This window comes from Enterovibrio makurazakiensis (assembly GCF_050336585.1).
Lineage (GTDB): Bacteria > Pseudomonadota > Gammaproteobacteria > Enterobacterales > Vibrionaceae > Enterovibrio > Enterovibrio gelatinilyticus.
Window position 1 is genome coordinate 19,534 of the sequence record NZ_JAKJSE010000034.1, and the last position, 19,294, is coordinate 38,827.

Annotated in this window: 19 protein-coding genes; 4 read left to right on the forward strand and 15 right to left on the reverse strand. The window is 48.8% G+C overall.

The genetic code is table 11. The features are described 5' to 3' along the window. The first annotated feature begins 72 nt into the window (after positions 1-72). Together hupA and L4D06_RS22350 are read left to right on the forward strand one after the other, a co-directional pair. The gene (hupA, locus tag L4D06_RS22345; RefSeq protein WP_002542017.1) at positions 73-345 is read left to right on the forward strand and encodes a nucleoid-associated protein HU-alpha; all 273 of its coding nucleotides are present in this window, start codon (positions 73-75) and stop codon (positions 343-345) included. 25 nt (positions 346-370) lie between these two features. Continuing rightward, a complete protein-coding gene (locus L4D06_RS22350; RefSeq protein ID WP_429741443.1) occupies positions 371-1,069 on the forward strand; it encodes a DUF1481 domain-containing protein in 699 nt (232 codons plus the stop codon). 76 nt (positions 1,070-1,145) lie between these two features. Here the strand turns inward: L4D06_RS22350 and purD are convergent, their stop codons facing one another. Both purD and purH read right to left on the reverse strand, forming a co-directional pair. Further along, positions 1,146-2,444 (reverse strand): phosphoribosylamine--glycine ligase, encoded by a 1,299-nt coding sequence (purD, locus tag L4D06_RS22355; RefSeq protein WP_429741445.1) that lies wholly within the window; start codon positions 2,442-2,444, stop codon positions 1,146-1,148. A 125-nt stretch (positions 2,445-2,569) separates the two neighbouring features. Then, a complete protein-coding gene (gene purH / locus L4D06_RS22360) occupies positions 2,570-4,177 on the reverse strand; it encodes a bifunctional phosphoribosylaminoimidazolecarboxamide formyltransferase/IMP cyclohydrolase (RefSeq protein ID WP_429741447.1) in 1,608 nt (535 codons plus the stop codon). A 180-nt stretch (positions 4,178-4,357) separates the two neighbouring features. On the opposite strand from purH, the gene zntR reads away from it, so the two are divergent. After that, the gene (zntR, locus tag L4D06_RS22365; protein WP_429741449.1) at positions 4,358-4,768 is read left to right on the forward strand and encodes a Zn(2+)-responsive transcriptional regulator; all 411 of its coding nucleotides are present in this window, start codon (positions 4,358-4,360) and stop codon (positions 4,766-4,768) included. A gap of 58 nt (positions 4,769-4,826) precedes the next feature. Here the strand turns inward: zntR and tpx are convergent, their stop codons facing one another. Further along, a complete protein-coding gene (gene tpx / locus L4D06_RS22370) occupies positions 4,827-5,330 on the reverse strand; it encodes a thiol peroxidase (protein WP_274166593.1) in 504 nt (167 codons plus the stop codon). Positions 5,331-5,590: 260 nt separating this feature from the next. Between tpx and ppnP the strand changes: the two genes are divergently transcribed. Next, complete coding sequence (gene ppnP, locus L4D06_RS22375) at positions 5,591-5,869, forward strand: pyrimidine/purine nucleoside phosphorylase (RefSeq protein WP_274166592.1); 279 nt, start codon at positions 5,591-5,593, stop codon at positions 5,867-5,869. 124 nt (positions 5,870-5,993) lie between these two features. Here ppnP and L4D06_RS22380 read toward each other — a convergent pair whose 3' ends face one another. The 12 genes from L4D06_RS22380 to L4D06_RS22435 form a co-directional block, all read right to left on the reverse strand. After that, on the reverse strand, positions 5,994-7,157 hold the full coding sequence (locus L4D06_RS22380; RefSeq protein WP_429741451.1) for a glycosyltransferase family 4 protein: 1,164 nt from the start codon (positions 7,155-7,157) through the stop codon (positions 5,994-5,996). A gap of 197 nt (positions 7,158-7,354) precedes the next feature. Then, positions 7,355-7,651 carry a DNA-binding transcriptional regulator Fis gene (fis, locus tag L4D06_RS22385; protein ID WP_002542007.1) on the reverse strand — a complete coding sequence of 99 codons (297 nt, stop codon included), beginning with the start codon at positions 7,649-7,651 and terminating at the stop codon, positions 7,355-7,357. Between the two features lie 23 nt (positions 7,652-7,674). After that, positions 7,675-8,640: a tRNA dihydrouridine synthase DusB gene (dusB, locus tag L4D06_RS22390; RefSeq protein WP_274166608.1), complete on the reverse strand. Its 966-nt coding sequence runs from the start codon at positions 8,638-8,640 to the stop codon at positions 7,675-7,677. 147 nt (positions 8,641-8,787) lie between these two features. Beyond that, the gene (prmA, locus tag L4D06_RS22395) at positions 8,788-9,672 is read right to left on the reverse strand and encodes a 50S ribosomal protein L11 methyltransferase (protein ID WP_274166590.1); all 885 of its coding nucleotides are present in this window, start codon (positions 9,670-9,672) and stop codon (positions 8,788-8,790) included. 151 nt (positions 9,673-9,823) lie between these two features. After that, positions 9,824-11,281 carry a sodium/pantothenate symporter gene (gene panF / locus L4D06_RS22400; RefSeq protein ID WP_429741455.1) on the reverse strand — a complete coding sequence of 486 codons (1,458 nt, stop codon included), beginning with the start codon at positions 11,279-11,281 and terminating at the stop codon, positions 9,824-9,826. Beyond that, positions 11,274-11,555 carry a YhdT family protein gene (locus L4D06_RS22405; protein ID WP_274166588.1) on the reverse strand — a complete coding sequence of 94 codons (282 nt, stop codon included), beginning with the start codon at positions 11,553-11,555 and terminating at the stop codon, positions 11,274-11,276. The genes panF and L4D06_RS22405 overlap by 8 nt, the downstream gene beginning before the upstream one ends. A 278-nt stretch (positions 11,556-11,833) precedes the next feature. Further along, positions 11,834-13,180, reverse strand: a complete 1,347-nt coding sequence (gene accC / locus L4D06_RS22410) for an acetyl-CoA carboxylase biotin carboxylase subunit (protein WP_274166587.1) — start codon at positions 13,178-13,180, stop codon at positions 11,834-11,836. 12 nt (positions 13,181-13,192) lie between these two features. After that, entirely contained in the window at positions 13,193-13,654 is a 462-nt protein-coding gene (gene accB, locus L4D06_RS22415; RefSeq protein WP_274166586.1) for an acetyl-CoA carboxylase biotin carboxyl carrier protein, read from the reverse strand. Between the two features lie 27 nt (positions 13,655-13,681). After that, positions 13,682-14,137: a type II 3-dehydroquinate dehydratase gene (gene aroQ / locus L4D06_RS22420; protein WP_274166585.1), complete on the reverse strand. Its 456-nt coding sequence runs from the start codon at positions 14,135-14,137 to the stop codon at positions 13,682-13,684. Positions 14,138-14,516: 379 nt separating this feature from the next. Next, positions 14,517-16,466 (reverse strand): acetate--CoA ligase, encoded by a 1,950-nt coding sequence (gene acs, locus L4D06_RS22425; RefSeq protein ID WP_274166584.1) that lies wholly within the window; start codon positions 16,464-16,466, stop codon positions 14,517-14,519. Positions 16,467-16,698: 232 nt separating this feature from the next. Then, positions 16,699-17,322: a 3'-5' exonuclease gene (locus tag L4D06_RS22430; protein ID WP_274166583.1), complete on the reverse strand. Its 624-nt coding sequence runs from the start codon at positions 17,320-17,322 to the stop codon at positions 16,699-16,701. A gap of 1 nt (position 17,323) precedes the next feature. Further along, positions 17,324-19,126: a DUF294 nucleotidyltransferase-like domain-containing protein gene (locus L4D06_RS22435; RefSeq protein WP_429741458.1), complete on the reverse strand. Its 1,803-nt coding sequence runs from the start codon at positions 19,124-19,126 to the stop codon at positions 17,324-17,326. Between the last annotated feature and the right edge of the window lie 168 nt (positions 19,127-19,294).

Below are 19,294 nucleotides of genomic sequence, written 5' to 3' on the forward strand. Positions count from 1 at the left end.
ACCTTTGCCAGTCGGGCTTCTTTTGAATTAGAGTTGCCTTGTCTCAAGAAAACCTAAAGAAGGGAAGACCTAATGAACAAGACCAACTTGATCGACCTGATTGCTGAGAAAGCAGACCTGTCTAAAGCACAAGCAAAAGCAGCACTTGAAGCAACGCTAGCAGGCATCGAAGGTGCACTGAAAGACGGTGACCAGGTTCAACTGATCGGTTTCGGTACGTTTAAAGTTAACCACCGTGCTGCGCGCACTGGCCGTAACCCACAAACTGGTCAGGAAATTCAAATTGCAGCAGCAAACGTTCCTGCGTTTGTAGCGGGCAAAGCGCTTAAAGACGCAGTGAAGTAAGTTATACTCCGCCAAAGCATGTCTTATGTTTTGGCGGATATTTATGCGTTTAGCGCTAACACCTCTCGCAACACTCCTAATTTTGTCTTTGGCGGGCTGCGGCTCGACAGAGAGCATCAAGCCTCCTACACAAACCCAAACGGCTATCGTCCAAGGTGATGCAACCACCATTTTTTGGTTGGATGAACGTCAGGGGTTTCCAGAAATTTTGTCAGAACACGTGTTGATGGGCGATTACGGCCAATACAGCACAGAGTATCATTGGCGAAAAGGCATTGTCCGCGAAATTCACCGTGACGGCGAAGTGATGATGGACGACAAATTAACGCACCAATCGTTTGTTATTCGTTATGATTCCGAAGGACAAGCTGTGTATCAGCAGAATCGCCTAGATGGCGATATGCGGCCATTGCGTAACACAGACCTTGAACTGTATTACCAGCAAGCAGAAAAAGCGCTGGTTCAAGCGAGAGAGCTCAAAAAGAACGGTCAGCAGTTCTTCCAGGGGTACTGGAGTGAAGGTATCTTGGAAGAATGTGATACTGGGCGTGAGAAAAAGTTGTCATTTGAGGTCGCTTTACCGAATTTCATCGTGCAGCGTCTGAACCAAGAAGACAATTTTATTGCAGCTGTCGGAAACGTGGGGCGAAAAACCAATACCGTTGACGCGATCATTGCGCTCAACAATGACAGCGAAGATTGTTTCGAACGACCAACGTTTTAAACCAAGAAAAAACACGAATTAAAAAACGCGCCTCATGGGCGCGTTTTTGCGTTTGGTACTGGCACTGATGTAGGTGTTAGTTAGACGATGCGTCTTTTTCACGCGCTATTGCGCGGTAGCCAATGTCATCGCGGTGGAACATACCATCCCAGCTAATTTGCGATGCAAGCGCGTATGCGCGCTGCTGAGCGTCTAATACGCTATCGCCCATCGCTGTTGCGCACAGCACACGACCGCCTGCAGTCACAACGTTACCGTCTTTCTCCGCTGTTCCTGCGTGGAAGACTTTCGCGCTGTCAGACGATTCAGCGGACAATCCTGAAATCACGTCGCCTTTGTTGTAAGACGCAGGGTATCCGCCTGCTGCCAGCACAACACCAATTGAAGCACGAGGATCCCACTTAGATTCAACCGTATCAAGCTTGCCCGCAACAGCAGCTTGGCAAAGTGCAACCAAGTCAGATTGAAGACGTAGCATGATAGGTTGCGTTTCAGGGTCACCAAAGCGGCAGTTATACTCGATCACTTTCGGTGTGCCGTCAGCCATAACCATCAAGCCTGCGTACAAGAACCCTGAGTAAGGGTTGCCTTCTGCAGCCATACCGCGAACGGTCGGGAAGATAACCTCGTTCATCACGCGGTCATGAATCTCAGGGGTAACAACCGGTGCAGGGCTATACGCACCCATGCCGCCAGTGTTTGGTCCCGTATCGCCGTTACCGACACGTTTGTGGTCTTGGCTGGTGGCCATTGGCAATACATTCTCGCCATCTACCATCACGATGAAGCTGGCTTCTTCGCCATCAAGGAATTCTTCAACCACCACACGGTGACCCGCTTCGCCAAATGCGTTGCCTGCCAGCATGTCACGGATAGCGTCTTCCGCTTCTGCCAAGGTCATGGCAACGATAACGCCTTTACCTGCAGCAAGACCGTCAGCTTTGACGACGATAGGCGCACCTTTTTCACGTACATAAGCCAATGCTGGCTCAATCTCGGTGAAGTTTTGGTAATCCGCAGAAGGAATCGCGTGGCGTGCCAAGAAATCTTTGGTGAAGGCTTTTGAGCCTTCAAGCTGCGCTGCAGCTTGTGTTGGGCCAAAGATGGCGAGGCTTTCTGCTTGGAAAGCGTCAACCACACCGAGTACCAAAGGTACTTCCGGGCCCACGATCGTCAATGCCACATTTTTTGATTTGGCAAAATCAACAAGAGCCGCAATATCTTCAACATCGATAGCGACATTTTCAAGCTTTGGTTCTAGCGCAGTGCCTGCGTTTCCTGGTGCAACAAAAACCGTTTCAACATTTGCAGATTGAGCGGCTTTCCATGCAAGTGCATGTTCACGACCACCGCCACCAATAACAAGGATGTTCATATTTTTGCGTTCCCTCTTTCTTTTAAGGCAAGAGCGCGCTTAAAAGGGCAAAAACGTAAGTGTGGATAGATGCGCAGTCTCTTCGAGATACTGCGCATCGCGTGTTATTTATTAGTGACTGTCTCTTAGTGACGGAAGTGACGCATGCCAGTGAAGACCATTGCCATGCCGTGCTCGTCAGCGGCAGCAACCACTTCGTCATCACGCATAGAACCACCTGGTTGAATCACACAGGTAATACCCGCTTCAGCGGCTGCATCAATACCATCACGGAACGGGAAGAAGGCATCTGAAGCCATTACGCTACCTGCCACTTCCAAATTCTCATCAGCGGCTTTAATGCCTGCAATTTTCGCAGAGTAAACGCGGCTCATTTGACCTGCACCTACGCCGATGGTCATGTTGCCTTTTGCGTAGACGATCGCGTTTGATTTCACGTACTTCGCCACTTTCCAGCAGAACAGCGCGTCACGAAGTTCTTCTTCCGTCGGTTGACGTTTAGAAACTACTTTCAAATCATCCAGTGACACCATGCCTTGGTCGCGGTCTTGCACCAACAAACCACCGTTAACGCGTTTCACGTCGAAGCCCGTGGTTTGTGTGCTCCATTGGCCACATACCAAAAGGCGAACGTTTTTCTTCGCGCTGACAACGTCAGATGCTGCTGCAGAAACGGATGGTGCAATGATGACTTCTACAAACTGGCGGTCAACAATGGCTTGTGCGGTTTCCGCATCCAGTTCACGGTTAAAGGCGATAATGCCGCCAAATGCCGAGGTAGGGTCGGTTTTGTAAGCGCGATCGTACGCTTCAAGTAAGTTGTCGCCGAGCGCAACGCCACATGGGTTGGCGTGCTTAACGATAACGCACGCAGGTTCAACGAACTCTTTCACACACTCAAGTGCGGCGTCGGTATCTGCGATGTTGTTGTAAGACAGTGCTTTACCTTGAAGCTGAGTCGCAGTAGAAACAGAGGCTTCTTCTGGGTTCGCTTCTGTGTAGAACGCCGCCGCTTGGTGGCTGTTCTCGCCATAGCGCATGTCTTGTTTTTTGATGAATTGCTGGTTGAAGGTGCGTGGGAACTTGCTCTTGTTCTCAGGAGAAGGTTCATCACCTTCTTTGTTGTCGCCATACGATGGCACCATGGTACCAAAGTAGTTAGCGATCATGCCGTCATACGCAGCGGTGTGTTCGAAGGCAGATATGGCCAAGTCAAAGCGTGTTTGCAACGAGAGTGAACCATTGTTTGCGTCTAGCTCAGACAGAACGCGACCATAATCAGAAGCATTCACCACGATGGTAACGTCTTTGTGGTTTTTCGCCGCAGAGCGAACCATGGTTGGGCCACCGATATCGATGTTCTCAACCGCATCTTCTAGCGTACAGCCTTCTTTTGCGACGGTTTCAGCAAACGGGTAAAGGTTAACCACTACCATGTCGATAGGTGCGATACCATGTTCGTTCATGATGTTGTCATCAGTTTCACGACGGCCCAAAATACCGCCATGCACTTTCGGGTGCAGGGTTTTGACACGTCCGTCCATCATTTCTGGAAAACCGGTGTAATCTGAAACTTCAGTGACCGTGAGACCTTGTTCTGCCAGTAGGCGAGCAGTACCGCCGGTGGAGAGAATATCGACACCTTTTTCTGCGAGGGTCTTGGCAAATTCTACAATGCCAGTTTTGTCAGATACGCTAATCAATGCGCGACGAATAGGACGAGCGTTTTCCATTGCTACCATCTCTTTAACTGTGGGGATAGGATATTTGGCAAAATGGTCAGAAAGAGACCCTTTTGCCAAAGACCCAGACACCGCGGTGTCTCACGTTGGAATGGCGCACATTCTAACCTAATTTGGTGACGCAATCGATTGCTTTTGTTGTTTTGTCACAGAATCCGGAAGAAACAATTCATGAAGATGTTACAGATTGGGCAGTTAGCCAAGCGGACGGGCGTGTCGGGCGATACTCTGCGTTTTTATGAGAAAGTCGGACTACTTCAGCCTTCTTCACGAAGTGACAGCGGCTATCGTCTTTATGATGAAGATGCCGTGTCGCGTATCCACTTTATTTTGAAAGCAAAGCGTATCGGCCTGACGCTCGATGAAATTCAAGAATTGTTGGATATCCGTCTTGAAGCGAGCCAGCATAGTTGCGCAGAAGTAAAAGGGATCACTCAAAAGAAGCTGGATGAAATAGATCAGAAAATCGCTGAACTGGCGCAAATTCGTGTGGCGCTTAAAAAGCTCAACGATGCGTGCTGTGGGCACGTTGATGATGACGCAAGCCATTGCTCGATACTTGAAGCGCTCGCAGATGAATAGCTAATTCGAACGAAAAAGCGAGCCTGATAGGCTCGCTTTTTTTCTTGCCTTAGCGCAATTATGCAGACAATGCAGCTAGTGCGGCATCATAGTTTGGCTCGTCACCTAATTCACCAACAAGCTCAACGTAAGTCACTACACCGCCTTCATTCAATACCACGACTGCTCGTGCTGCTAAATCGCGTAGTGGCCCTTCAGCAATCAAAAGACCGTAGTCTTTCAAGAATGCAGGGCTTCGGAAAGTTGACGCGTGTTGAACGTTCTCCAGACCTTCCAGCTCGCAGAAACGGCTAACAGCAAATGGCAGATCAGCAGACACACACACGACCTTTGTGTTGCTGGTTGATGCCGCTTTTTCATTGAATGCACGCACGCTACTTGCACAAGTAGGCGTATCGATGCTTGGGAAAATGTTGAGAACGACTTTGTTACCGCGAAGGCTTTCTAGCGTGAGATCAGACAGATCGCCCGCCGTCAGTGAAAAGTCAGGTGCTGGTGCGCCAGTGGCTGGGATTGAACCTGAGAGTGGAAGAGGCTGTCCATGAAACGTAACTTGTGACATTGTGGGTTCCTTGTTAATAAAAACGCGTGTGATTGGTAAGTCTGGCACATGCAGCGCATACCAAGTGTATAAAATACGTGATACGGCTTAAGACTCTGATTTGGTTCTCTTCGTCACTAGACTAAATAGTGTTTGGGAACGCAAAAAGAGTGTGATAGCGTCAGGGAAACCGAAAGGATACGTACCCGCCGAATATAGCGCAGTGACAAACACACACCTTGCCATCGAATGGGTACATCACAAGATAAGTAAGGACAAAGATGTTAAAGGTAAACGAATATTTTGATGGTGGCGTGAAGTCCATCAGCTTTGAAAACAAAGGCCCATTGAGCATAGGCGTGATGGAAGTGGGTGAGTACACGTTTGGTACAGCAGCCCCTGAGCGTATGAAAGTGATTAAAGGTGAGCTGACTGTTAAGTTGCCGGGTCATATCGAATGGGAAACCTTCGGCGCAGGTGATGACTTTGAAATCCCAGGTGAATCATCTTTCCAAGTGAAGGTTGAGCAAACCACAGCTTACCTGTGTGAATACCTGTAATTGCTCAGAGCCTAATCATCTTTAGGCTTTCATAAAAAAAAGCGCCATTGTTGGCGCTTTTTTTATGTTTTTTGGCTAGTTGTTCATTGTGCGGCATTCAAGAGGCATTCAAGAGGAAGGAAGACTAAACACCTCTCAAATAGATCTCTTCAAGCTTGTCTGCGTGCCCCTGCATCGAAAAATGCTCAACAGCGCGTAAATATCCTTCTTGTGCATTTTTCGCCATTAGCGCGGGATCATCCAAATACTGTTTCAGCCCTGCAGCAATAGACTGCGGATCTTGAGGTGCGCAATACACGCCTGTTTCTTCCAATATCTCAGGTAGCGCCCCTGTATTTGATGCCACGATGGCGCAATGCTGGGCCATGGCTTCAATCGCCGTTAAGCCAAATGCTTCATTCCAATAGGGTAGACAGACAATCTGAATTTCTTCTAACAGCGTAGGCACATTTTTACGGTACCCTGCGAGATGCACTCTGTCTGCAAAAACGGAAGACTTGGCTTTCTCTTGCAGCTTGTTAGAAAAATCTTCATCTGCGCCTTCATCAGGGTTGAGCCCACCAATCAATACCAAGTGCGTATTGGGATAATCAGCCGCGATCAATTCAAACCCTGCTAACAAGTCGGCCTGACCTTTTCCATCGCAGATACGACCCACAGAGCCAATAAAAGTGGTGTCGTGAGAAAGGCCATATTCGTCCGCTAAAAGGTGGGGGCGATTTTCTTCATCGAACGTTTTGTTCTCAATGTAGGTGCCTAGCCATAGCCTTTCGACTTTGTTTTCGACGACAGGGAGCGCTTTGATATTGCGTTGGTAGGTTTCGTTGCTGATTGAAAGCACCTGATCGACGTGACCATAGACCCAGCGGTGGTAGATATCTTTTTTAGGGCGTTTCACACCCATATGCTCGGTAAACAGGGTGTATCTGCGTGTCAAAAGGCTCAATAAAGCAGAGATCAAGATGTCGCCGGATTTGTGGCAATGCACAATCTGTACATTGTTGGCCTTGAGCCATTTATTGAGCGCAAAAAGCGTTGGGCCAAAAAGTGCTGCTTTTTTCGGGACGGTAAACACGTCCATGCCTGCTTCTTTCATGGCATTGGCAACGCGAGAGTTTTCTGATGCCAGCCCAAACACGCGATAGCCTTTGTCGATAAATTCTTTGCCCATACGAGAAGGGTACATCTCAAGGCCGCCCCAGCCAGTAGAAAGACAGATATGCAAGATGGCAGGCTTGTCTTGGTTGCTCATCTTTTGGGTGTCGCTGGTGGCGTTGGTGTGCCCCATTGTGTCTCTCCAGTCATACGTGTAGGCCGAGCGATTTAGGGAGAGAGTATAAGTTCAGAGCATAGGCGCGTGCAATTTGAGATTGTGAAAGAGGCGTGAGGGCTGTGTGAGGAATTCATTTCTAATGAAGCAGAAACAACAAAGGCCAAGCTTTAGAAGCTTGGCCTTTGTTTTAAAACTGTTTATAGGGCTTGAACTTAGTTCATGCCGTATTTTTTCAGTTTCTTACGCAGAGTACCACGGTTGATACCCATCATGGTTGCTGCGCGGGTTTGGTTACCGCGAGTGTATTGCATGATGGTGTCCAGCAGTGGCTGCTCAACTTCTGCCAGTACCAGCTCGTACAGGTCATTGACTTCCTGGCCATTCAACTGCGCTAGGTAGTTTTTTAGGGAGGCTTTTACTGAGTCACGCAGTGGCTTCTGGGTGATTTGATCTTGTGAAGTCACAGTAGTCACTGTCAATGCTTCTGAAGTCAGGTTTTGTTCGAACATACTCTGTCAGCTCTTCTCGTATTTTATGCAACGTTTACGAAATAATCTTGCAGCGCATCGATCTGCTGGTTGGCGTCTTCGATTGCGTTGAAAGTCCGGCGAAAATCGCCAATTAGATCATGTTCTTTCAGGTACCATCCCACGTGTTTGCGTGCGATACGTAGTCCTTTAAGTTCACCATAAAATTGGTGTAGCTCTTGAACATGACCTAACAAAATTGCTTCTACTTCTTTCATAGGTGGAGCAGCAAGCTCTTCACCCGTGTCGAGGTAGTGTTGGATTTCTCGGAAAATCCATGGACGCCCTTGTGCCGGGCGGCCGATCATTAAGGCATCTGCACCTGTGTACTCCAGCACATGTTTCGCTTTCTGAGGGGTATCAATATCTCCGTTGGCGATAACGGGAATAGAAATAGCCTCTTTAACGGCACGAATGCTGTCGTACTCAGCTTCTCCTTTATACATACAAGCACGTGTACGACCGTGTAGGGCCAGTGCTTGTATGCCGCAGTCTTCAGCCAGTTTGGCAATCTGGAGACAATTCTTGTTCTCCGGATCCCATCCTGTCCGTGTTTTCAGGGTGACAGGAACATCAACCGCAGAAACCACTGCTTTCAGGATTTGCTCAATGATGTCGGGTCGGGTCAGCAATGCTGAACCGGCCAGTTTTTTATTGACCTTTTTTGCCGGACAACCCATGTTGATATCGACGATTTGAGCGCCATTCTCAACACAGTAACGTGCGGCATCTGCCATCAAAGTTGGTTCTGCACCTGCAATCTGAACAGAACGAATCCCTTTTTCATCGAGATGAACCATCCTGTTCATCGACTTAGCGGTTCGCCACATCGCTGGATTGGAAGACATCATTTCACTGACAGCCATGCCTGCACCGTGGCTAAGGCAAAGCTCGCGAAATGGCCTATCTGTTACGCCAGCCATGGGCGCGACGATAAGGGTGTTTTCCAGCTTGTATGGTCCGATTTGCAAGGTATTACCTTCTAACTCAGCAAGGGCGCGCATTTTACGCATTTTTTCTCGCTCTGAAAAGGCCAATATTTGAGCGTTCTGTCTTGATTTTCTAAAAAGTCAGTGAATTCAATTTTTTAGTACAAAAAATGTTCAATTATCACTGAGTTAGGCTTTCTGGCCCGTAATACGACACCATTCTTCTTTCACAATGATGTCATCTACGTTCAATTCATCGCGGTAACAATCGGCAACAGACTCTGCTTGTGCTTCAAGAACACCAGACATTGCCAATTTACCGTTTGGCATCATCAGGCTTTTGATCACAGGAGAAAGCTCACGTAATGGACCAGCGAGAATATTCGCGACCACAATTTCAGCCTGTAGGTTTTCTGGTTGGTCTTTTGGCAGGTAAAGCTCTAGACGATCTGAAACGCCATTGCGTTCTGCGTTAGCTTTTGACGCTTGTAGTGCTTGAGGGTCGATATCAATACCGATCACTTTTTCTGCACCTAACAGTAAAGCTGCCAGCGAAAGAATGCCTGAGCCACAACCAAAGTCGATCACGGTTTTACCATTGAGGTCGAGGCCATCCAGCCACTCTAAGCAAAGAGAGGTCGTTGGGTGTGTGCCCGTACCAAATGCAAGACCAGGATCTAGCATGATGTTGACGGCGTCTGGATCGGGTGCATCACACCAGCTTGGGCAAACCCAAAGACGCTGACCAAAACGCATTGGCTTGAAGTTGTCCATCCAAGCGCGTTCCCAATCCTTGTCTTCCAATTGTTCGATTTTATGCGCGAAACCTTCAACAAGCAGTGGGCTTGCTTTCAGTATGCTCATTACCGCATCCATGTCGGTTTCTGCATCGTAAAGTGCCACGATGTCTGTTTCACCCCACAGGCGGGTTTCACCTGGCATAGGTTCGAAGACAGGTGTGTCTTTAGCATCAAGGAAAGTCACTGACAGTGCGCCTGCGTCGTCCATCAGCATATCGCCGATTGGCTCTGCCGTTTCCGCTGTTGCGTTCAGTTTGATTTGAATCCAAGGCATGGTTAATTCACTTTTTTCGTTTCACTACGGTTTTAGGGGGCGGATTCTAGCATAAAAAGTAGTCAGCTCGCATAGGGTCGAGGAAGCGTATCGCTAAGAAAACATAAAAAAACGGACAGCCGAGGCTGTCCGAGAGGGGGAATGTATTACCTTACGCGTCTGCGGTGGGCTGAAGACGTTGATGCTGGAGTGTGCTGACCATAATGAATGCCACGAGGCTAATACTCAATGCAGGTACAATGGCATGAATACCGCTCATATCTGGTTTGAAGGTCGACAATGCCGCATAGCTACCCAGCCCTGTCAACATGGAAGCCATTGCACCTGCTGCTGTCGCTTTCTTCCAATACAAACCGAGAACAAGAGGCCAAAGGAAAACAGCTTGCATACCCCCGAAGGCCAGTAAGTTAAGCCAGATAATCATATCTGGTGGGTTAGTGGCGGCGACAAACACAAGCAATGAGAAAATTCCGGTCACCCAAAGAGAGAGTGTTGGTAGCTTGCTTTCTATTTCAGGTTGGCGTTCGGCGTTAGGGTTGATGTAGTTGAGGTACAAATCTTTCAGTAACGTCGCAGATGCCTGAATCAGTTGCGAATCAATGGTGGACATGATGGCTGCCATCGGCCCAGCAAGGAACACCCCCGCAACCACTGGAGGGAGTACCGTCATCATTAACGTTGGCATGATTTGGTCGGGGTTTGCCACGTCTGGCACGATGGCACGACCGAGCGCGCCAGCGAGGTGCATCCCTAGCATTAAAAATGCCACCATGGCGGTGCTGATCACCATGCCTTTGTGCAAAGAACCACTCGATCTATACGACATGCAGCGCACCGCGGCATGAGGTAGCCCTATCACACCAAAACACACCAATACCCAGAAACTGAGCATGAAGGGCTGTGAGAGGAATTCATCAGGGCCGTAAGGTGTAATAAGTGCAGGGTCGATGGCGTGCAGCTCTGTCATCATCTCACCAATGCTGCCACCTGCATGCACGATACCAACCAAGAGTGCAATGGTGCCGATGATCATCATGATGCCTTGTACGGTGTCGGTCATCACCACTGCGCGGAAGCCGCCAATGGTGGTGTATATGCCGACTGTTAAGGCAAATAGCATTAACCCGTGCATGTAAGAAAGCCCGGTGACGGTTTGAAGCAAACGTGCGCCACCGACAAACTGAACCACCATGGTGCCGAAAAAGGCCAGTAGCAGCGCAAGGGAGGCAAAAATGACCACGGCACGGTTTTTATATCGTGCGTAGAGCATGTCATTCAGTGTGAGTGCATTGTGGCGGCGAGACTCAATGGCAAACTTTTTACCCAGAACGCCGAGCGTGAGCCAAGCTGCGGGCAGTTGGATCATCGCCAGTAATACCCAGCCTAATCCCATTTTATACGCGGCGCCTGGGCCCCCGATGAACGAACTTGCACTGGCATAAGTTGCCGCTAATGTCATAGCAAGCACAAAACCGCCCATGCTGCGGTTACCGAGTAGGTATTCGCTTAAAAAACCTTGGCTCTTTTGACCTTCTCGGCGCGAGTAAATAGCTAAGGCAAACACGGCGACCAAATACAGCGCCATCGGAATGAGTAACTGGCTATTCATTGGACGAGTCCTGTTCGATATCGAGAGGCATATCTTTATAGAGGTACTTCACCATCAAGGCGCACAGTACGGTAAAGATGAACGGACCGATAACGCATGCCATGAGAAACCAAAGTGGCATGCCGAAATACAGCGTCGGAAGTGTTTGCTCGATGCCTTCAGGGGCAAGTCCATAGGCGGAGGCATACCACCAAACGAAATAAGCGATGGCGAGCGCAATGGCCCATTTAGCTTCTTTATGTGCTTGGCGGTATCGGCTGCTAAGTGTCTTCATAAGACGTCTCCAAAACAGAAACGGTGGTTTCCAGCGTCTGTTTGCAACAATACAGTGTGAAGAAAAGGCGCATATTGTACTCGTAATCTTGCATAAGGTGCAGGGGGTAAGATGCGTGTTAGTTTATGTCGAGCAGAGGGCGGCGAGGACAACCTGCTAGATGACTCTATCGCTTAAGATAAATCGGCAATGGAATCGGGGAGTATTTGGCTTCGAAAAAAGAAAAGGCTGCATTGCTGCAGCCTTTCGAGAGATTGAGGAATCCGCGTATCGCGTGATTACTTATGAATACCCAATTTCTTTTCCAAGTAGTGGATGTTCGCGCCACCGTGCTGGAAGTTTTCATCTTTCATAATTTCCAGCTGAAGCGGGATATTAGTTTTGATGCCATCGATGATGGTCTCACTCAATGCATTACGCATGCGAGCGATTGCTACGTCACGGTTTTCACCGAAACAAATCAGCTTACCAATCATGGAGTCGTAGTGAGGAGGCACAGTGTAGCCAGAGTATACGTGAGACTCCCAACGCACGCCCATACCGCCGGGTGCATGGAAACGATCGATTTTACCTGGGCTCGGCAGGAAGCGCACTGGATCTTCCGCATTGATTCGACATTCAATGGCGTGGCCACGAATCACGATATCGTCTTGCGTGAATGACAATGGCTGACCTGCAGCAATGCGCAGTTGCTCTTTGATCAAGTCAACGCCAGTGACCATTTCGGTCACAGGGTGCTCAACCTGAATACGGGTGTTCATCTCGATGAAGTAGAACTCGCCGTTTTCATATAAGAATTCAAACGTACCCGCGCCGCGGTAACCAATTTCGATACATGCACGGCAGCAACGCTCACCGATATAACGACGCATTTCAGCGGTGATACCCGGTGCAGGGGCTTCTTCCACCACTTTCTGGTGGCGACGCTGCATTGAACAATCACGCTCACCAAGGTGAATTGCACCACCTTGACCGTCTGCCAATACTTGCACTTCAATGTGACGAGGGTTTTCTAGGAATTTCTCCATGTAAACCACATCGTTATTGAACGCTGCTTTGGCTTCGGCGCGAGTCATCGCGATAGATTCAACCAGCTCAGCTTCAGAGCGTACAACACGCATACCACGACCACCGCCGCCCCCAGAGGCTTTGATGATTACTGGGTAGCCAATACGTTTAGCAAATGCTTTGTTTTTCGCTTCATCGTTGTCCAACGGGCCATCTGAACCCGGTACACATGGAACGCCCGCTTTTTTCATCGCATTGATGGCTGCAACTTTGTCGCCCATGATGCGAATGGTTTCAGCGCGAGGGCCAACGAAGATAAAGCCAGATTGCTCGACTTGTTCTGCGAAATCCGCATTCTCAGACAGGAAACCGTAGCCTGGGTGGATAGCCACAGCACCAGTGACTTCTGCTGCACTGATGATGCGTGGAATATTCAGGTAACTTTCAACACTTGATGCAGGGCCGATACAAATCGACTCGTCTGCCAGCAGCACGTGCTTCAGATCGCGGTCAGCGGTAGAGTGAACGGCAACGGTTTTGATGCCTAGCTCTTTACATGCACGCAGGATACGAAGCGCGATCTCACCGCGGTTAGCGATGACAATTTTATCTAACATAACTGTCCTCGATTACTCGATGATGATCAGTGCTTCATCAAACTCAACGATTTGACCGTCTACACACAAAATCTGCTTCACCACACCTGCTTTGTCAGATTGGATCTGGTTCATCATTTTCATCGCTTCAACGATACACAGTGTATCGCCAACGTTGACTGATTGGCCGACTTCTACGAACGCTGAAGCCTCTGGGCTTGGCGAACGGTAGAAAGTACCTACCATTGGCGAAAGAACTTTGTGGCCAGAGACTTCTGCAGGTGCTGCTTCAACTGGAGCTGCAACAGGTGCCGCCGCCGCTGGTGCAGGTGCTACAGGTGCTGGAACCGGCGCTGCTGCATACTGTACTGGAGCTGCAACAGGTGCAACTGCACGGCTGATGCGCACGGATTCTTCACCTTCCGAAATCTCTAGTTCAGCAATGCCTGATTCTTCAACCAGCTCAATCAGTTTCTTGATTTTACGAATATCCATGGTGTCTAGTCTCTTCAAAATTGTTGTTCAGTTGGCGTCTGACTGCAGGCGGCGAGCCGCTGCCTTCAGTGCAAATTCGTATCCGTCGGCACCTAAGCCACAAATCACTCCTTCTGCTTTATCAGAAAAGTAAGAGTGGTGGCGAAAAGGTTCGCGTGCGTGGACGTTAGATAGGTGTACCTCAATGAATGGGATACCCACTGCAAGGATGGCATCACGAAGCGCCACGCTTGTATGTGTAAAAGCAGCAGGGTTGATAATAATGAAATCAACATTACCCATGGCTTGATGAATTCTGTCAATCAGCGCGTATTCGGCGTTTGACTGAAGATGTTCAAGCTGGAGGTTGAGGTTTGCAGCAAGTGAGGTCAGATCGGCGACAATTTGGTCTAACGTTCTCTGTCCATAGTGCCCAGGCTCACGAACGCCCAGCATATTGAGGTTGGGGCCATTGAGTAGTAAAACTTTGCGATTTGTCGTCATATTGATCGCTTTGTTCCTGTTCTTGTTGCGAAAAGACCGTAACTTCTGCTTTTCAACACAGAGTGGTGCGAGAGCCTATAAAATGGCACTCCGACCATTCACTCACTGGCAATTATAGAGAAATCACCGCAAATGGCAGCAAAATACTGGTCTAATCAGACATATTAAGACATTCAGCGTTATAGATTACGGGTTTATGACTGGGATTAAGAGGTGATAGTTCACGATTTGACCACTTCCGAAACGAAAAGTGTTATCTCGCTCCCATGAACCGATGTGCAATACGTTGATATTGATAAAGGTGAGTAGTGGCTTTGCGTTTAAAACGATAGGAATAAAAAAGGCCGCACTGCGGCCTTTTCATCGACTTAAGTGAACATTAAACCACGCTAGACTTCTCAGCGATCAGTTTATCAACCACGCCCGGATCGGCCAATGTGGAAGTGTCACCCAGTGTGCCAGTATCGCCAGTTGCAATCTTGCGTAGGATTCGGCGCATGATTTTACCTGAGCGGGTTTTTGGCAATGCATCTGTCCAATGGATGAAATCTGGAGTGGCGATAGGACCAATTTCCTTACGTACCCAGTTTTTCACTTCTTTGGTTAGCTCTGCACTTGGTACTTCGCCAGAGTTAAGCGTGATGTACGCGTAGATTGCCTGGCCTTTAATATCATGCGGTACACCGACAATAGCGGCTTCGGCAATTTTGTCGAATGCGACGAGCGCAGATTCGATTTCCGCCGTACCCATGCGGTGGCCTGATACGTTCAATACGTCATCAACGCGTCCTGTGATCCAGTAGTAACCGTCTTCATCACGACGTGCACCGTCACCCGTAAAGTACATGCCTTTGAAGGTTGAGAAGTAGGTTTGCTCGAAGCGTTCATGGTCACCAAAGACAGTACGCATTTGACCTGGCCATGAGTCCAACATGACCAAGTTACCTTCTGTCGCCCCTTCTACGATGTTGCCCATGTTGTCGACAAGAGCAGGTTGAACACCAAAGAATGGACGGGTTGCTGAGCCAGGTTTCAACGCGGTTGCGCCTGGCAGTGGTGAAATCAAAATGCCGCCAGTTTCAGTCTGCCACCAAGTATCAACGATAGGACATTTGCTGTCGCCGATGGTCTTGTAGTACCACTCCCACGCTTCAGGGTTAATCGGTTCGCCCACGGAGCCCATGATGCGCAATGAATCACGCTTGGTGCCTTCAACGGCTTCGTTGCCTTTCGCCATCAATGCGCGAATCGCCGTTGGTGCGGTATACAAGATGTTGACCTGATGCTTATCAACCACTTCGCTCATGCGCGCCGTTGATGGATAGTTAGGTACACCTTCGAACAAAATGGTTTTAGCGCCGTTTGCCAGCGGTCCGTAGACTAGGTAGCTGTGGCCAGTGATCCAACCTACATCTGCTGTACACCAGAAAACTTCGCCCTCTTGGTAATCGAATACGTACTTGAACGTCATGGTGGCGTAAACCAAATAACCACCTGTAGTGTGAAGTACGCCTTTTGGTGTGCCCGTTGAGCCTGAAGTGTAAAGAATGAACAGTGGATCTTCCGCGCTCATCTCTTCGGGTTCGCAGTTGTCTGATACGACAGCCGTGGCTTCATGCCACCATACGTCGCGATCTGATTGCCACTCAACAGTGTTACCAGTGCGTTGATACACAACCACTTTTTCCACGCAGTTGACCGCTGGATTCGCTAGCGCAGCATCAACGTTTTGTTTTAGAGGAACAGCGCGTCCACCACGTACGCCTTCATCGGCAGTGATAACGACTTTTGCGTTGGAATCGACAATGCGGCCTGCAAGGGCGTCTGGTGAGAAGCCACCGAATACGATGGTGTGAACTGCGCCGATGCGGGTACAAGCCAGCATTGCGACGGCAGCTTCAAGTACCATAGGCATGTATAGGCAAACTACGTCGCCTTTGCGAACACCTTGGCCTTTCAATGCATTGGCAAACTTACACACTTCGGTGTGCAGTTCGTTGTAGGTCAGTGATTTGTCATCAGCTGGGTCGTCACCTTCCCAAATTAACGCGACTTGGTCGCCTTTGGTTGCAAGGTGGCGGTCGATACAGTTAGCAGAAACGTTGAGTGTGCCATCTTCGAACCACTTGATGTCGACGTGGCCTGTATCAAAAGAGGTGTGCTTCACCTTGGTGTACGGTTTGATCCAGTCAACGATCTTGCCGTGTTCGCGCCAGAATCCTTCTGGGTTAACAACAGATTGCTGATACATCTCACGGTAGCCATCGTTGTTTACGTGCGCGTTTGCTTCAATCTCCGGCATTACCGGGTGCAGGTGAACCTCACTCATTATCTTTCTCCTTGTGTTCCTGCGTGATGCTGTCAGGCATCCTGATTTTTCGACCACGTCATATAAGAATAGGGTACGGTATTGTGGTCTTGTTTTACATTAAGGTCGGTCAGATGAGGGTTCTCGACAATTAGACTTTAGGATGACGTGTACATTTTCTCTGATATTTGTGAACTGACGAGCCTCGCAATGAGGTACTGATCTCACTTGAATGCACCTAGTTGCGTGATGTTCAATACGATCTGGGTACTGGCACGTCACCGTACTTTAAACGTACGTATATCAAGGCTGCGCTGACGGCATCTTGAAGTGCATCATGTCGTCCAGACAGTGGTAAATCCAAGTTGTGTCCTATTGCCTCCATACTCAAATCGTAATCGGCGTTGGGAAGCACGTGTTCGAGCTTTTTGCGGTAGATGTCACTGACCTCAATGGTGGCGTTAGGCAATTTGAACCCTAATAGCCGTTTGGCATAGCGATCAAGAATGGCTTTGTCATAGTGAATGTAATACCCCACGATGGGCCGATTTTCGATGAAATCGATCAGTTGTTGCATGGCATCTTTTTCGGTCAAACCATCGTTGAGATCTTGATGGCGTATACCATGTATTTTGACCGATTGGGCGTTTAACGATGAAGGTGCGCGCAAGGTGAGTGTCAGAGGCTCACTGGTAATAACGGTGTTGTTGCGTATTTTTGTTGCTGCAATCGTCACTAACTCGGCTTTGTGAGGATCGAGGCTGGTGGTTTCGCAATCGAGCGCAACCAGCTCGTGATCTGTTGGCGTCTCAAAAAGCGGGGCATATAACGTATTTCGCCATTTGTACTGATGCCAATAACGCGACAGCACGTTCATGTTAGTCCCTCACTTGGTAGTGAGAGGCAAGTCGTTCTTTAAACTTCTTCACGACACTTAGGCAATCACGTAGCAAATCTCGTTCGGTTCGAGGAAGCAGCGTGACATCAAGTTGGTTGCCTGATGCTGCGTCATCATTGAGTTGTTGGCGCAGTCGAGTTTTGACGAATAACTTCAATGCTTCGGTGAGGTTGTTAGCCGTCTCCTGTTCGAGAGCATGGCATTCAACCAATGCATTGAGTCGATCGAAGGTATTGGTTTCGCGGATCCCTTTTTCCAATGCGAGTGTTCGCACGCCATGAACCAATGGGAATATTCCTCCTTTTTTGACATCCAATCCTTCTTTGTCGGTCTTAAGGCTGCCAAATAATGTCAAAGGAACACGAAACGCAAGGCAGGGACGAACAAAGGTGTTAAGCGCAAGCATATTGCCTTTTAGCGTGCTACGAAGTCGATCGGCGACAGGCTCCAATAAGCTTTTGTTGCCCGCTACGGCATGGCTATCCGCAATGATGGCCAAGTCCATTAAACTTCTTTCATCTGAGATCTGACACAAAGCGAGTACCTCTTTTTGCCACTCAGATTGTGTTTTTACCCAGCGAGGGTTGCTGACCATGACGTTGCCAGGGCATGGGGGATAACCCAGCCGACTTAATACTTCACTAAAGCGTGCCATGTAATGTTGAACATCTGGCCAATCTGCGTCGTCCGCCAAGATCAGACCATTGTCTTGGTCGGTTTTCAGTATTTGCTCACCGCGCCCTTCTGAGCCCATAACAAACAAACAGCATTTATCGTAAAACGCATCTGGCATGGTGAGGCGAAAGGCTTTTTCGATAATCTGCTCGTTCACAGCGGAAATGAGCTCCATCACGAATTGGGTGTGAATGCCGTTGTTGGTGAGTGATGTCACCAACTGCTGTTGGTTGTTGGCGGCAAGCGCCAGCTCTTCGATAGAGTGAGCTCGGTTAATTTGTAACGTAAGCACGTGGGAGTGTGTTGAGAATAGACTCAACACCTGTGTCATATCTAGCATACCCACGGTTTCACCATTGTCAGTGACTCGTACGCGCTTCACCCTATCTCGGGTCATTAATATCATCACATTAAAGAGAAAATCACCGACTTCAACACTGATCACTGGAGCGCTGGCAACGTCGCCGATAGGGTGGGCTTGAGAATGACCATCTTCGACTAAAGCATGTAATAGGTTGGTTCGCGTGATTATCCCTATGTCGTTTTCCCCTCCTTTCATCGCGACCAATGCGCAGTCTTGTCGTTGTTTGCGCAAGATATGTGTGGCGTCATGAATCGAGGTGTCGTGATTTAAGGTGACAATGGGTTGAATATTCGTCTCGTCAACTTGAGTTAGGATGAATTCGGCCAAATTTTGCTGTTGTTGTGCTTTCTCAAGTAGACGCTTTCGCTGACTAAAACTGGTGTTGAAGTAATCAGCGAACGCTTGATTTTCGTCGTAAAGAGTGACGAAAACGGCTTTGGGAAGAACGTAACATAAGGTGTCTTCAACGGCGCGATAGCTATGGTGGGAATGCCCGAGCAAAAGTGCGCGGGCATCGAACAAGTCATCTTTGATGTATTGTGCCTGCACTTCTTTGGTGTCGGGGTTAACTTCTTGTACCCGTCCTTTGATGACTATGTTTAGCGCGCTGTTCTGATCGCCTTTTTCAATCAAAGTGTCACCGCGGCGGTAATAAGCCACGTCGAGTGCCGATAGCAAAGTTTGCGCCTGCTTAGTATCAAGGCGGTCAAACGGCGGAGAAGACGTATCAAATGGCTCTGGCATGGCAACTCCCTTTGCATAGTAAACACGGCACATTGCGTATAGTTCCAGTGTGTCTTACGACTCGTACGCTTGCCAGCAGACTTTAGTCTATGCGTCATTGCTACCTTTTTGCGCTATCAGTTTTTTGCATTCGCTGTCAGAATTCCAACTATCTCGCTCTATGTCACC

What these genes read in the sequence shown, in the direction of transcription:
- zntR (WP_429741449.1), top strand. Translation starts at nt 4,358, where the DNA reads ATGAAGATGTTACAGATTGGGCAGTTAGCCAAGCGGACGGGCGTGTCG.
- ppnP (WP_274166592.1), top strand. Translation starts at nt 5,591, where the DNA reads ATGTTAAAGGTAAACGAATATTTTGATGGTGGCGTGAAGTCCATCAGC.
- L4D06_RS22430 (WP_274166583.1), bottom strand. Translation starts at nt 17,322, where the DNA reads ATGAACGTGCTGTCGCGTTATTGGCATCAGTACAAATGGCGAAATACG.
- panF (WP_429741455.1), bottom strand. Translation starts at nt 11,281, where the DNA reads ATGAATAGCCAGTTACTCATTCCGATGGCGCTGTATTTGGTCGCCGTG.
- prmA (WP_274166590.1), bottom strand. Translation starts at nt 9,672, where the DNA reads ATGCCTTGGATTCAAATCAAACTGAACGCAACAGCGGAAACGGCAGAG.
- acs (WP_274166584.1), bottom strand. Translation starts at nt 16,466, where the DNA reads ATGAGTGAGGTTCACCTGCACCCGGTAATGCCGGAGATTGAAGCAAAC.
- hupA (WP_002542017.1), top strand. Translation starts at nt 73, where the DNA reads ATGAACAAGACCAACTTGATCGACCTGATTGCTGAGAAAGCAGACCTG.
- accB (WP_274166586.1), bottom strand. Translation starts at nt 13,654, where the DNA reads ATGGATATTCGTAAAATCAAGAAACTGATTGAGCTGGTTGAAGAATCA.
- L4D06_RS22350 (WP_429741443.1), top strand. Translation starts at nt 371, where the DNA reads ATGTTTTGGCGGATATTTATGCGTTTAGCGCTAACACCTCTCGCAACA.
- purH (WP_429741447.1), bottom strand. Translation starts at nt 4,177, where the DNA reads ATGGAAAACGCTCGTCCTATTCGTCGCGCATTGATTAGCGTATCTGAC.
- accC (WP_274166587.1), bottom strand. Translation starts at nt 13,180, where the DNA reads ATGTTAGATAAAATTGTCATCGCTAACCGCGGTGAGATCGCGCTTCGT.
- fis (WP_002542007.1), bottom strand. Translation starts at nt 7,651, where the DNA reads ATGTTCGAACAAAACCTGACTTCAGAAGCATTGACAGTGACTACTGTG.
- L4D06_RS22380 (WP_429741451.1), bottom strand. Translation starts at nt 7,157, where the DNA reads ATGGGGCACACCAACGCCACCAGCGACACCCAAAAGATGAGCAACCAA.
- L4D06_RS22405 (WP_274166588.1), bottom strand. Translation starts at nt 11,555, where the DNA reads ATGAAGACACTTAGCAGCCGATACCGCCAAGCACATAAAGAAGCTAAA.
- L4D06_RS22435 (WP_429741458.1), bottom strand. Translation starts at nt 19,126, where the DNA reads ATGCCAGAGCCATTTGATACGTCTTCTCCGCCGTTTGACCGCCTTGAT.
- tpx (WP_274166593.1), bottom strand. Translation starts at nt 5,330, where the DNA reads ATGTCACAAGTTACGTTTCATGGACAGCCTCTTCCACTCTCAGGTTCA.
- aroQ (WP_274166585.1), bottom strand. Translation starts at nt 14,137, where the DNA reads ATGACGACAAATCGCAAAGTTTTACTACTCAATGGCCCCAACCTCAAT.
- purD (WP_429741445.1), bottom strand. Translation starts at nt 2,444, where the DNA reads ATGAACATCCTTGTTATTGGTGGCGGTGGTCGTGAACATGCACTTGCA.